Annotated in this window: 14 protein-coding genes; 9 read left to right on the forward strand and 5 right to left on the reverse strand. The window is 70.2% G+C overall.

The annotated features are described in order from the left end of the window. Window position 1: 1 nt before the first annotated feature. Both C3481_RS11080 and C3481_RS11085 read left to right on the forward strand, forming a co-directional pair. A complete protein-coding gene (locus C3481_RS11080) occupies window positions 2–871 on the forward strand; it encodes a WcbI family polysaccharide biosynthesis putative acetyltransferase (protein WP_071917850.1) in 870 nt (289 codons plus the stop codon). Between the two features lie 149 nt (window positions 872–1,020). Next, window positions 1,021–1,338: a hypothetical protein gene (locus C3481_RS11085; protein WP_088380167.1), complete on the forward strand. Its 318-nt coding sequence runs from the start codon at window positions 1,021–1,023 to the stop codon at window positions 1,336–1,338. On the opposite strand, the gene erm is transcribed toward C3481_RS11085, so the two are convergent. Both erm and C3481_RS11095 read right to left on the reverse strand, forming a co-directional pair. Then, a complete protein-coding gene (gene erm, locus C3481_RS11090) occupies window positions 1,320–2,111 on the reverse strand; it encodes a 23S ribosomal RNA methyltransferase Erm (RefSeq protein ID WP_103842336.1) in 792 nt (263 codons plus the stop codon). The genes C3481_RS11085 and erm overlap by 19 nt on opposite strands. A gap of 298 nt (window positions 2,112–2,409) precedes the next feature. Further along, a complete protein-coding gene (locus C3481_RS11095; RefSeq protein WP_103842338.1) occupies window positions 2,410–3,084 on the reverse strand; it encodes a TetR family transcriptional regulator in 675 nt (224 codons plus the stop codon). A gap of 53 nt (window positions 3,085–3,137) precedes the next feature. Between C3481_RS11095 and C3481_RS11100 the strand changes: the two genes are divergently transcribed. Next, a complete protein-coding gene (locus C3481_RS11100; protein ID WP_103842340.1) occupies window positions 3,138–4,613 on the forward strand; it encodes a DHA2 family efflux MFS transporter permease subunit in 1,476 nt (491 codons plus the stop codon). A 78-nt stretch (window positions 4,614–4,691) separates the two neighbouring features. Here the strand turns inward: C3481_RS11100 and tkt are convergent, their stop codons facing one another. Beyond that, a complete protein-coding gene (tkt, locus tag C3481_RS11105; RefSeq protein WP_103842342.1) occupies window positions 4,692–6,767 on the reverse strand; it encodes a transketolase in 2,076 nt (691 codons plus the stop codon). 121 nt (window positions 6,768–6,888) lie between these two features. On the opposite strand from tkt, the gene C3481_RS11110 reads away from it, so the two are divergent. From C3481_RS11110 to C3481_RS11130, 5 genes are read left to right on the forward strand one after another with little or no spacing between them, the layout of a single operon-like run. Next, complete coding sequence (locus C3481_RS11110) at window positions 6,889–7,635, forward strand: GntR family transcriptional regulator (RefSeq protein WP_071917852.1); 747 nt, start codon at window positions 6,889–6,891, stop codon at window positions 7,633–7,635. 13 nt (window positions 7,636–7,648) lie between these two features. Continuing rightward, on the forward strand, window positions 7,649–8,101 hold the full coding sequence (locus C3481_RS11115; RefSeq protein WP_023954971.1) for a PTS sugar transporter subunit IIA: 453 nt from the start codon (window positions 7,649–7,651) through the stop codon (window positions 8,099–8,101). Then, window positions 8,098–8,379 (forward strand): PTS sugar transporter subunit IIB, encoded by a 282-nt coding sequence (locus C3481_RS11120; protein ID WP_023954969.1) that lies wholly within the window; start codon window positions 8,098–8,100, stop codon window positions 8,377–8,379. The genes C3481_RS11115 and C3481_RS11120 overlap by 4 nt, the downstream gene beginning before the upstream one ends. Before the next feature lie 59 nt (window positions 8,380–8,438). Beyond that, entirely contained in the window at window positions 8,439–9,851 is a 1,413-nt protein-coding gene (locus tag C3481_RS11125) for a PTS ascorbate transporter subunit IIC (RefSeq protein ID WP_071917853.1), read from the forward strand. Window positions 9,852–9,908: 57 nt separating this feature from the next. Then, window positions 9,909–10,541, forward strand: coding sequence for an HAD-IA family hydrolase (locus C3481_RS11130; protein ID WP_181021922.1), 633 nt, complete (start codon window positions 9,909–9,911; stop codon window positions 10,539–10,541). Between the two features lie 78 nt (window positions 10,542–10,619). On the opposite strand, the gene C3481_RS11135 is transcribed toward C3481_RS11130, so the two are convergent. After that, a complete protein-coding gene (locus C3481_RS11135; RefSeq protein ID WP_103842346.1) occupies window positions 10,620–11,639 on the reverse strand; it encodes an NADP-dependent oxidoreductase in 1,020 nt (339 codons plus the stop codon). Window positions 11,640–11,722: 83 nt separating this feature from the next. Beyond that, a complete protein-coding gene (locus tag C3481_RS11140) occupies window positions 11,723–12,112 on the reverse strand; it encodes a DUF1304 domain-containing protein (RefSeq protein ID WP_023954960.1) in 390 nt (129 codons plus the stop codon). A gap of 94 nt (window positions 12,113–12,206) precedes the next feature. Between C3481_RS11140 and C3481_RS11145 the strand changes: the two genes are divergently transcribed. After that, on the forward strand, window positions 12,207–12,797 hold the full coding sequence (locus C3481_RS11145; protein WP_023954958.1) for a TetR/AcrR family transcriptional regulator: 591 nt from the start codon (window positions 12,207–12,209) through the stop codon (window positions 12,795–12,797). The last annotated feature ends 81 nt before the right edge of the window (window positions 12,798–12,878 follow it).

Below are 12,878 nucleotides of genomic sequence, written 5' to 3' on the forward strand. Positions count from 1 at the left end.
GATGCCTCATGCCCCCGCCCCCTTCCGGCAAGTCGAACCGCCCGAGGGCTTCGGGCTCGTCGTCGGCAACTGCCAGGCCGAGTCGATGCGCATCGTCCTCGACGCCCCCGACCGCCCGACGGTCCGGGTGCCTCCGGTCCACGAGATGGATGCCGCCGACGTCGAGCGCCTGCATGAACTGCTGCCCCGGGCCTCCTTCCTCGTCGCTCAGCCCGTGCGCGACGACTACCACGGCCTGCGCCTGGGCACGCGTCAGCTGGCGGCATCCCTCGCTCCGTCCGCGCCTCTGGTGACCTTCCCGGTCGTCCGCTACGCGGGGCTGCATCCGTTCCAGGCGGCGCTGCACGTCGACGGGATCGAAGAGGTGCCGCCGATCGTGGCCTACCACGACATCCGCACTCTCGCCGCGGCGGCCGGGCTTCCGACAATTCCGCGGCTGGACCGCCGGGCGGTGCGGCAGGTAGCGAGCGATTCGCTGGCCGAGCTGCGTCGTCGCGAGGAGTCGATCGACGTCGCCGTGTCGGATCTGCTGCGGCCCGCGTCGGCCGAACTGATGCGCACCGTCAATCACCCGGGCAACGTCGTGTGGCTGCCTCTCGCCGAGCGTGTGCTGGCGGCCCTCGGCCTGCCGGGTGTTCCCACCGATCCGGGGCGGCCGTTGCTGAACGCGGTTCGGGCCCCGCTCGAGGAGTGGGTGGCCGACGCCTGGGAGCTCTCCGATCCGCCGCAGGGTTCGTGGATCGTCGACGGTGTCGAGGTCGATCCGAAACTGGTCGCCGAGGCCCACGCGGACTGGTACCGCGCACACCCCGACTTCGTCACCGCCGCGATCGTCCGACTCCGCGACGTGATCGGCCGCTGGCGAGGCTGACCGCGTCCGGCCCCCGCCCGGCGGGAGCGTGCTAGCGTTGAAACGTCCCTTCGGGGCTCGTGTGTCGTTCGCCTGGCTCACCGTCGAGCAGATCGTCCGACGCGATCACTGGTTCATCCAGCCCTCATCTTTTCTCCGCGCACCGTGCTGTGCGCGCTCGTTCTCAGGACATCGTGCTTTCAACTCTTTCTTCTTCCGCGCCTTCGCTCGTCTGGCGACAGGCGGATGCCGACTTCTTCGTCGCGACTCTCGACGGCCAGTACGCCGGATTCGTGACCACCGGTTCGATGCCGGCGACCTTCGACGCCGAGAGCGGCCACGGCGCCGACCTCGGCACCCACGCCTCGCCCGACGCGGCTGCTGCGGCCGTCGCCGAAGCAGCTCGGCCGGCGACCCTGCGCCGCGGTGCACGCGCGCCGCGGCGACGCACCCGCGGCGCGGGATCGCCTCAGCGCGTGCGCTCCTGACGGGTTCGCCGGCACTCCCGCAGCGCGCGCCACAGCTCGGTCCACTGCCGTGGCGTGAGGTCGCGCGGCAGGGCGTCGGGGGCGACCTCGGCACGGCGGCAGGCTCCGCGGGCGGTCGCGGCGCTCGCGCCGACCGACACCCGGAGGATGCCCGCAATGCCGTGCCCGCGCCCCGTGAACATCGTGCGTACGAACGACTCGTAGCTGCGACGTTCGGCTTCGGGAAGCAGCGGCGATGCTCGTCTCGTGATGGCGAGGATGCCGCCATCCACCGACGGGCGGGGGTCGAAGCCCCAGTTCGGCACGCGCCCGTGGAGGGCGAAGTCGAACCAGGGAGCGGTCTGCGCCGTCATCATGGTTCGGCCGCCCACCCCCGCTCTCTTCCGCGCAACCTCCCATTGCGTCACGAGCACCGCATGCTGCCAGCCGGGATCGGTGAGAAGGTGGCGCAGGATCGGTGTCGTCAGGTGGAACGGGATGTTGCCGACGACGACCGGAGCATCCAGCCGTCGCCGTAACGCATCGTCGGCGATGACGGTGACCTCCGGAAGGGCGCGCGACAGTCGGCGCGCGCGATGCTCGTCGATCTCGATGGCCGTCAGTGCGCGGCCGGACGAAACGAGAACGCGGGTGAGTGCACCGTCACCGGCGCCGAGCTCCAGGATCGGGCCGTCGGTGGCGGTGACGAGTGAGGAGATGGTGTCGAGGGTGGGGCGATGGGTCAGGAAGTTCTGGCCGAGTTCGTGGCGTCCGCCATGGCGGGAACGAGGCATGGGTGTGCTCCGATGTTCGAGGGGAGCACCCCGGGTGCGGGGAGGCAAGCAAGAGGCCCGTCCGAGGTGCAGAAGACATCTCGAAGGACGGCGCGGTCAGACCAGCGATGCCGTACGCGCCGTCAGGCGCGGCGGTCGCGGAACGTGAAGATGCGCGCCATCACGGGCGCTGCAATTAAGTAACCCACCGATCCAGGCTAGCAGGCGGGGATCGGTCCACCGCGAGGTCCCACGTGAGCCGGGTTTCCCGACGGTATTGCCGGCCGAAGTGGGACCTCGGTCAAGAGGCCGGGGTCGGTCAGCCGAGATGCGGGGGATGAGCCTCGAGGTCGCGGGCCACCGTCGCGACGCCGCGGCGCATCTCGAGGTAGATCTGGCGGACGCTCGCGCGCTCGTTCAGCTCGGCGCGACGTACCCACTCGTCGATCGTGAGCCGGAGGACGAGCGCCATGGTCGAGACGGCCGCGCGAGCGGCGAGCACATCGGCGTCGGCCCCCGCCGCATCGACGGCGGCGTCGGTGAGCTGCTCGACCTCTTCAGCCTCATTGCGCAACGCGACGGCCAGGAGCGACGGCTCCGAACCGACGAGGCGGCGGATGCGCAGAGCGCGGATGTGCTCGTCGGGATGCGCGTCGAAGCGGTCGAGGAGCTTCAGCCAGCTGCGCTCGATGCCTTCGACCACGGAGGCTCCCGCACGTACGGCATCGATCGCGTCGCCGACGACGCGCGCCGAGTCGTCGGCGCTCGCGAACACGGCAGCCTCTTTCGTCGCGAAGTAGCGGAAGAAGGTGCGCTGCGACGTGCCGGCGCGGCGCGCGATGTCGTCCACCGTCGTGCCGTGCACTCCGTGCTGCTCGAAGAGGTCGAGGGCTGCGTCCGACAGCTCGCGCTGGGTCTCCTGACGTCGTCGCTCCCGGCGGCCCGCGGGATGCTCGTCAGCGACCGCGGCGGCCTGATCGCGTTCGCGCTCCATGAGATAAGTGTCGCACAGCGCCAATGTGGCAGAGACTGCCATAAGATCAGTGAGTGACACTCGAGCAGCAGCATCCCGAAACCTCCGCCATCCCGACATCGGCCCCTCCCCGCACGACATCCGGGCGCACCGGCCCCGTCATCGCCCTGCTCGTCGCATCGGCGTTCGTGGTCATCCTCAACGAGACGATCATGAGCGTCGCCCTGCCGCGGCTCATGGTCGACCTCGAGATCACCGCGGCGACTGCGCAGTGGCTCACCACCGGCTTCCTCCTGACGATGGCCGTCGTCATCCCGCTGACCGGCTATGTGCTGGCGCGATTCCCGATCCGCGGCGTCTTCTTCACGGCGATGTCGCTGTTCGCCGCCGGGACGCTGATCGCCGCGCTCGCGCCCGGCTTCGGCATGCTGCTCGCCGGACGCGTCGTGCAGGCGTCCGGCACGGCCATCATGATGCCGCTGCTGATGACGACCGTGCTGAACGTCGTCGAGCCCGCCCGTCGCGGACGGATGATGGGCGTCATCAGCATCGTGATCGCCGTCGCCCCGGCGATCGGCCCGACCGTGTCGGGTCTGATCCTGTCTGTGCTCGACTGGCGCTGGATGTTCTGGCTCGTGCTGCCGATCGCGCTGCTCGCGCTCGGCCTCGGCGCGATCTGGGTGCAGAACGTCACCGAGACGCGCGAGGCGCGCTTCGACGTCGGATCCGTCGTGCTCTCCGCTCTCGGCTTCGGCGGGCTGATCTTCGGGCTGAGCTCGATCGGGGAGTCGGCGACGGGTCACGCACCGGTGCCCGTCTGGATCCCGCTCGTCATCGGCGCCCTCTCGCTCGCCGCCTTCGTCACGCGTCAGCTGAAGCTGCAGCGCACCGACGCGGCCCTGCTCGACCTGCGGACGTTCCAGTCGCGGTCGTTCAGCCTCGCCGTCGTGCTGGTCGTGGTCGTGATGTCGGCTCTGTTCGGGTCGCTGATCCTGTTGCCGATCTACCTGCAGCAGGTTCTGGGGCTCGACACCCTGACGGTCGGCCTGATGCTGTTGCCCGGCGGTGTGCTCATGGGGCTCATCGCTCCCGTCGTCGGTGCGCTGTTCGACCGGTTCGGCCCGACGCCGCTCGTGATCCCGGGCATGATCGTCGCCGCCTCGGCGCTGTGGGGCATGACGACCTTCGGCGTCGGTACCCCGATCGCCTGGATCATCGCGGTGCACATGGGGCTCAACCTGGGCCTGGGCTGCGTCTTCACGCCGCTGCTCACCTCGGCGCTGGGATCGCTGCCGACGCGTCTCTACTCGCACGGCAGTGCGACGGTCAGCACGCTGCAGCAGGTCGCCGGTGCCGCGGGAACCGCGCTGTTCGTGACGCTGATGTCGGTCGGCGCAGCCGCGGCTGCGGCAGGCGGGGCGGATGCCGTCGCGGCGACCGCCTCGGGCGTGCACACGGCCTTCGTCACCGGCGCATGCATCGCCTCGGCGGCGGTGGTGCTGACGTTCTTCGTGCGCCGCCCGGCCCCCGTCGCGACGCCGGGGCGCTGACGGTCGCCGAGCCGACGCGAAAGGCGGTGACGCACGAAGCGTCACCGCCTTCTCGGTCGGGTCGAGGGATGAGGTCGATCAGCTCCGGGCGGTGACGGAGCGGAGGGCGTCGAGAACCCGCTCCTGCGTCATGCCGCGCTCGCGCAGAGCATCTGCCGCCGGAGCGGAGAGCCCGAACTCGTCGATGCCGACCACGGCGCCCGATGAGCCCACGATCTCGTGCCAGCCGAACGGCGACGCCGCCTCGACCGCGACTCGCGCGTGGAGCGACGGCGGCAGGACCGCGTCGCGGTACGCGGCGTCCTGTGCCAGGAACCACTCACGGCTCGGCATCGACACGACCCGGACCTGGAGGCCGGATGCGGCGGCCGCCTCGGCGGCCGACAGTGCGAGGCCGACCTCGCTCCCGGTCGCGATGATGACGGCGTCCGGAGCGGCGACGTCGCGCACGACGTAGCCGCCGCGGCGGACCCCGGCGCGTACGTCATCGATGGGAATGTCGAGCACCGGCACGCCTTGCCGGCCCAGCACGAGCCCGGCGGGGGAGTCCGCCTCGACGATCGCATGCCATGCCGCCACGGTCTCGTTCGCGTCGGCTGGGCGGACCACGGTGAAGCCGGGCATCGCGCGCAGGCTCGCCAGGTGCTCGATCGGCTGATGGGTGGGACCGTCCTGACCCAGCGCGACCGAATCGTGCGACCACAGGTAGGTCACCGGAAGTCCCATGAGCGCCGACAGGCGGATCGCGGGGCGCTGATAGTCGCTGAACACCAGGAACGTGCCGGCGAAGACGCGCCAACCGCCGGCGAGGGCGATGCCGTTCATCGCGGCGCCCATCGCGTGCTCGCGGACGCCCCAGTGGATGTTGCGGCCCGCTCGCGTTCCCAGGCCCGTCTCCTCGGGCAGGAACGATCCGCCCGCGTGGATCTCGGTGCGGTTGGGCTCGGCGAGATCGGCCGATCCGCCCCACATCGCGGGTAGCGCCTGCGCGAGTGCCTGGATGGCGGCGCCCGAAGCGTCGCGCGTCGACACCTCCGTACCGGGGTCGAAGCGGGGGAGCCGCGCGCCGAGGTCGTCGGGCAGACGGCGCGCCCGGAAAGCGGCGTGCGCGTCGGCCCGAGCGGGATCCGATGCCTGCCACCGCGAGTAGGCCTCGTCCCATGCCTCGTGCAGACGCGCACCGCGCGCTCGCGCGACGCGCGAACGGCGCAGGACCGCCTCGCTCACGTCGAAGGGCGCAGCTTGCGTGCCGAGCGCCTCGCGCAGCAGTCCGATCTCGGCGGCCCCCAGCGGGGCGCCGTGGGATGCCGCGGTGTTGAGGGCTCCGGGCGAGGGATACGCGATCTGCGACTTCAGGATGACCAGGCGCGGCTTGCCGACGGGGTTCGGCGCGCCCAGGACGCGGTCGAGCTCGTCGACGTCGACGTCGCCGCTTGCGGCCAGCTCGATCCGCTCGACGTGCCACCCCTGGGCGCGGAAGCGGGCGCCCACGTCCTCCGACGAGGTCAGACGCGTGTCGCCCTCGATCTGGATGTCGTTGTCGTCGTACACGACGGTGAGGTTGTCGAGTCCATGACGGCCTGCGAGGGCCCCGGCTTCGTACGAGATGCCCTCCTGCAGGTCGCCATCCGAGGCGAGGACCCACACGTGCCGGTCGAACGGCGATGCGCCCCGCGGCGCGTCGGGGTCGAAGGTCGCCCGCTCGTGCACCAGGCCCATGGCCATGCCGACGGCGGTGGCCAGGCCCTGCCCGAGCGGCCCGGTCGTCGTCTCGACCCCGGCGGTGTGGCCGAGTTCGGGGTGGCCCGGGGTTCGCGAGCCGAGCGTGCGGAAAGCGCGGAGGTCGTCGATCGTGACGTCGTACCCGGTGAGGAAGAGCTGCGTGTACAGCAGGATGCTCGCGTGCCCGCACGACAGCACGAACCGGTCACGACCCTGCCACTCCGGGTCGGCGGGGTCGTGCTCGATGTGCCGTTGGAAGAGCGCGGTCGCAATCGGGGCGAGGGCGATCGCGGTGCCCGGGTGTCCGGATCGAGCGGCCTCCACGGCGTCCGCAGCGAGCAGGCGGGCGGCGACGACGACGTCGTGCTCGGTGGCTTCGGTGGCGTCCGGGGCGTCGGCCGGTAAGGCGGGTGTCGAGATCAAATTCTCCATAGTCATTATGATGTCATAATGACTCTGAGGTGCAATCTTGCACGAAAGCTCGGTTTCAGGCATGATCGACCTCGGATTAGTCATGACGTCATAATGACGCGAGTCAGCAAGGAGGCGACCGATGGTGACAGCAACCGGAACCGCGAAGTACCGGGCCGTCCACGACGAACTCCTGCGACGCATCCGCGAGATGGCCGTCGGCGACCGGCTGCCGTCCGAGCCCGAGCTGTGCGAGGAGTTCGCGGTGAGCCGCATCACCCTGCGCAAGGCCGTCGACGGGCTCGTGCAGGACGGATGGCTCGCTCGTGAGCACGGCCGCGGCACGTTCGTCACCGAGCCGGTTGCGGGCGATCACTACCCGGAGCACTTCGCCGACGTCGTCACCGGGTTCCACCGTCAGCAGACGAGTGCGGGCAACGTCGTCACGACCCGCGTGCTCCGTCAGGAGCTCGTGCCCGCCGGCGCCCAGGTGGCCCGCCTCCTCGAACTCGAGGAGGGGGAGGGCGTGGTTGAGCTCGTCCGTCTGCGCTACGTCAACGGCCAGCTCCACCAGCACGTGTTCACGTGGGTTCCGCACGCCCGGTACCCCGGGGTGTACACCGGTGACTTCTCGGATCAGTCGCTTTACGCCTTCCTGCAGGAGCAGTACGGCGTCAGTCTCGTCCGCAACGACATGACGGTGCGCGTCGACGAGGCGGCGCCGGACGTGGCGTTGAACCTGGGGGTGAGCGCCGGCCTGCGGCTGCTCACCATCGATTCCCTCGTGTTCGACGCCGACGGCACCCCGGTCGCCTTCGGCACGGCACGCCACGCTCCGGAGAACAGCGAGATCTCCCTCACGCTCCACGGCCCTCGGCCCGGCGTCTGACCGGAAGGACCCCATGCTCATCGAACAGCTCAGCGACGACCGCATCCAGTTCGCGACCGACCTCGACGGATGGCGCACGGCCATCGAGACGGTCAGCCGACCGCTTCTCGATGACGGCTCCATCACGCGCTCGTACATCGACGCGATGATCGAGTCGATCGCCGGCGGCGGCACCTACATCGATCTCGGGTTCGGCATCGCGCTGGCACACACCCGCCCCGAGAAGGGTGTCGTGCGCACGGGACTCTCCGCGCTCTGGGTCGACCCCGCCGTTCTGCTGAACGACGAAGAGGCCCACCCCATCACCCTCTTCTTCTGCCTGGCGGCGACCGACACCGAGTCGCATCTCTCGACGATGTCGGAGCTCGCCCGACTGCTCAGCGACGATCGCGCCCGTGCAGTTCTGCTTTCCGCCCGAACCACAGCCGACGTCCGCGCGGCCCTCACGACAGGAGTCATCCGATGACCAAGTTTCTCGCCGTCTGCAGCTCCGGCCTCGGCAGCAGCTTCATGGTGCACATGAACATCGAGAAGGTGCTGAAGGAGCTGGGAGTCTCCGGCATCACCGTCGATCACGCCGACCTCGGCTCGGTCGCCCGGGGCGACGCCGACACCATCTTCGTCGGCCGCGACATCGCCGAGGCCGCGAGCGGCCTCGGCGACGACGTCGTCGCGCTCGACAGCATCATCGACCTCGCGGAGCTCCGGACGAAGGTCGATGAGGCCGTCAAGCGGCACTCCTGACCCGACCCGACCCTTCCGCTCTCCACCCGACGCTTTCACCGACGAAAGGAGCATCCGCGATGGATGCTGTCATCGATGTCCTGCTCGACATCTTCACCCAGCCGGCGGTCATCGTCGCGCTCATCGCCCTGATCGGTCTCGCCGTGCAGGGGAAGTCGTTCAGCGACGTCCTCAAGGGCACGATCCGCACCCTGGTCGGCTTCCTCGTGCTGGCCGCCGGCGCCGGCGTCGTGGTCGGCTCGCTCGATCCGTTCGGTGCGATGTTTCAGCACGCGTTCAACGTGCAGGGCGTCGTCCCCAACAACGAGGCCATCGTCGCCCAGGTGCTGCTCGATTACGGCTCCGCCGCCGCGCTCATCTTCTTCTTCGGCATGATCGTCAACATCGTGCTGGCGGCGACCACACGCTTCAAGTACATCTACCTGTCGGGTCACGTCGCGTTCTACATCGCGGCCATGTTCGCCGTCATCCTCGGGGTCGCCGGCTTCGAGCCGTGGGCCGTCGTGCTCTGGGGGTCGATCGCACAGGGCATCTACATGGTGGTCTCGCCTGCTCTCGTCCAGCCCTTCATGCGCCGCGTGACCGGCAGCGATGACGTCGCCCTCGGGCACACCGGCGGCGCCGGCGTCGCCCTCAGCGGTCTCGTCGCCCTGGTCACCCGAGGCAAGGGACGTTCGAAGTCGACCGAGGAGATCTCGTTCCCCAGCGGGCTCGGCTTCCTCCGCGACACGACCGTGATCGTCGCGCTCTCGATGGCCGTGATCTACATCATCGTCGGGCTGTTCGCGGGGGCCGCGTACATCGAGGGGGAGCTGTCGAACGGACAGAACTTCATCGTCTTCCTCGCTCTGCAGGCCGCGACGTTCTCGGCCGGCGTCTTCATCATCCTCGCCGGCGTGCGCGTCGTGCTCGCCGAGATCGTGCCCGCCTTTAAGGGCATCTCCGAGAAGCTCGTGAAGAACGCCAAGCCCGCGCTCGACGTGCCGATCGTCTTCCCCTTCGCTCCTAACGCGGTGCTCATCGGGTTCCTCGCGAGCTTCGTCGGCGGCATCGTCGGCATGCTCGGGATGGCAGCGCTCGGCACAGCGATCATCATCCCCGGCGTCGTGGCGCACTTCATGACGGGTGCCGCCTCGGGCGTGATCGGCAACGCCGTCGGCGGTCGCCGGGGCGCCGTCCTCGGAGCCTTCGCCAACGGCGTGGCGATCACCTTCCTGCCGCTGTTCCTGCTGCCGGTCCTCGGCGACATCGGGTTCTCGAACTCGACCTTCTCCGACTCGGACTACGGCGTCTTCGGCCTGATCCTCGGTGGCGTCTCCGGTGCCGGCGGGCAGATCGCCGTCATCGTCGCGCTCGCTGTTGCCCTCGTCGCGCTCTACGGCACGACCTTCGCCCTGCGCGGTCGCGATCGGCGGAAGGCGGCGGAAGCCGAGGCCGACGCGACTCCGGCCCCCGCAGCCACGTCCCGCTGAACCGAACCGATGCCGCCGGGGTCCGCCCCGGCGGCATCCTCCTCCCTGGAGCCTCCTGTGACCGCCATCACCCCGAGTGCCGTGCTGTTCGACTGCGACGGCGTGCTCGTCGACTCGCTCGAGGCCGCCGCCACCGCCTGGGACGCCTGGGCGACGCGGTACGCCCCGGGGTTCGACTTCCGCACGCAGATCGAGCACGGGGTGCGCGCCGCCGACACCGTCGCGACGCTCGTGGCGGCAGGGCTGCGCGACGAGGCCGTCGCCGCTCTCGATGAGGCGGAGGTCGCATCCGCCGCGCTGACGGAGCCGATCCCCGGCTCGGTCGCCCTGACCTCGCGCATCCCGTCGGGGATGTGGGCCGTGGTGACCTCGGCCACGCGCGAGCTGGCGCGCCGGCGACTCGCGGCCGCAGGGCATCCCGTCCCGTCCGCGCTCGTTGCGGCGGAGGACGTCGGTCGCGGTAAGCCCGACCCGGGGCCCTACCTCGCCGGCGCCGCGCTGCTCGGCGTCGACATTGCGAGATGCGTCGTGTTCGAGGATGCCGAGGCCGGCGTGCGTTCGGCTCGCGCCGCCGGAGCGGGATGGGTCGTCGGCGTGGGGGACCATCTCGGTACCGCCGTCGTCGACGCCCGGATCGACGACCTCCGCTCCGCCGAGTGGCGAGACGGCAGCTTGCACCTGCGGGGGTGACGGCTTCGTCCGTCGTCGAGCCGACGCGAAAGGCGGTGACGCGCGAAGCGTCACCGCCTTTTCGGTCGGCTCGAGGGCTTACCGCGCGGAGGTCCGCACGAGCATCTTGCCGGTGTTGGCGCCGCGCATCATCGCCAGGAAGGCGTCGACGGTGTTCTCGATGCCGTCGACGATGGTCTCGTCGTAGGCGATCTTGCCCTCGGCGAACCAGGCGGTCATCTTCTCGGTGAACTCCGGCGCCAGGTTGAGGTAGGCGGCCAGCGTGAAGCCGGTCGCGGTGAGACCGCGGGTGATCATGTTGGCCATGTTGTCGGGCCCAGGGGTCTTCTCGGTGGTGTTGTAGCCCGTGATCGCGCCGCAGAGCGCCAGGCGTCCGCCGGTGTTCATGACGTCGAGCGCGGCCTCGAGGTGGTCGCCGCCCACGTTGTCGAAGAACACGTCGACGCCGTCGGGAGCATGCGCGGCGAGCTGCTCGCGGACGGGGGCGTCCTTGTAGTTGAAGGCTGCGTCGTAGCCGTACTTCTCGGTGAGCAGCGCGACCTTCTCGGCGGAGCCCGCCGAGCCGATGACGCGGCCCGCGCCGAGGAGCTTCGCGATCTGGCCGACGGCGGTGCCGACGGCTCCGGCCGCTCCCGAGACGAACACGGTGTCACCCGGCTTCATGTGCGCGATCGCGGTGAGTCCGACGTAGGCGGTCAGGCCCGTCATCCCGAGGATGTGCAGCCGCACCGACAGGGGCAGGCCCGGCACCTCGGGGACGGCGCGGAACGTCGAGGCGTCGGCCTGCACGACATCCGTCCACCCGTGCTGATGCAGCACGACGGTGCCCACGGGCAGGTCGTCCGACGCGCTCGCCACGACGCGGCCGATCGCGCCGCCGGTGATCACGTCGCCGAGGGCGTACGGGGGGACGTAGCTGCGGACGTCGTTCATACGTCCGCGCATGTACGGGTCGACGGAGACGAACTCGTTGGCCACGCGCACCTCGCCCGGCGCGGGATCGCTCAGCTCGACGCGCTCGAGCGAGAAGTCCTCGGGCGTCGGCCAGCCCTGGGGGCGGCGTGCGAGACGGACCTGCGTGCTGGTTCCGTGGGTCATGTGTTTCTCCTTCGTGAGGGGTCGGTGACGGATGCCGCGATGCTCGGTCGGAGTCGCGGACAGGGGTGGCGCGCTACGGCGGGTCAGAGTGCGATGCCGAGCGCGAGCGCGAGGACGCCGAGGGCGGGGACCACGCCCTGCTTGAGGGCGGCGGAGGCCTTGGAGGGGTCGGAGAGGACGAGCACCAGGCTGGCCGCGACCATGGAACCAGCCCCGGTGAAGACGAGCGTCGCGCCGACCGGGAGGTTCCCGGCGATGACGACGACGATGCCGACGAACACCGCGATGGCGAGGAACAGGTTGTAGAAGCCCTGATTGAAGGCGAGCGCCTTCTGGGCCTCGGCCTGCGCTGCCGTTCCGGTGCCGAACGTCTTGCGTGCCCGTTCGCTCGTCCAGGCGATGGACTCGAGGTAGAAGATGAAGACGTGGATGAGCGCTGCGAGGCCCGCGAGCGCAAGACCGGCGATGATCATGAGCTGTTCCCTTCCGGCGGTGGACACCGCAGTTTCTGTATCGCTTGGTTCAATATATACTGAACTGAACGATACACAAAAGGGGGCGCGGCGCATGGGCCGAACGCAGAGCTACGACCGCGACGACGTCGTCCGCGCGGCGCGGAGCGTCTTCTGGGAGCAGGGCTACGAGGGCGCGCCGCTGCCCGAGCTCGAGCGCGTCACGGGTCTGAACCGATCGAGCATCTACCACGCGTTCGGTTCGAAGCGGGGCCTCTTCGATGCCGCCGTCGAGAGCTATCTCGACGAGATCATCCGACCGCGGCTGGCGCCGCTGATCGGCGAGGACGTGACTCCGGCGGCCCTGGAGGAGTACCTCGATGGACTGCGTGGCGCGCTTCGACAGCCGAGCTCGCTGCCGGCGTCGAGTGGGTGCCTGCTCGTGAACACGGCGGCGGCCCCCATCGGGCGGGACGAAGCCGTCGCGCAGGTGATCGCCGGGTACCGCGCCGAGCTGCGCGCGGCCTTCGGCCGGGGCGTCGCCGCGCGCCGTCCCGATCTCGACGGCACCGAGGTCGCCGTCCTCGCCGATGCGTGCACCGGGCTGGTCGTCTCGGCCTTCGCCCTCGCCCGCGTGGATGCCGCCGGCGCGGCGGACGCTGTCGGCACGGCGATCGCGCTCGTCACGGGGTCGCCGCAGCCCTGACGCCGCAAGGCGGGTCCGCAGCGCGTCGGCCGGTGATCCGCTTTACGCCCCTCCCTTGACTTTTGGCAAGCGTTCGCGCCG

Origin of the sequence: Microbacterium sp. Ru50, assembly GCF_002920555.1 — a bacterium.
Taxonomy (GTDB): domain Bacteria; phylum Actinomycetota; class Actinomycetes; order Actinomycetales; family Microbacteriaceae; genus Microbacterium; species Microbacterium arborescens.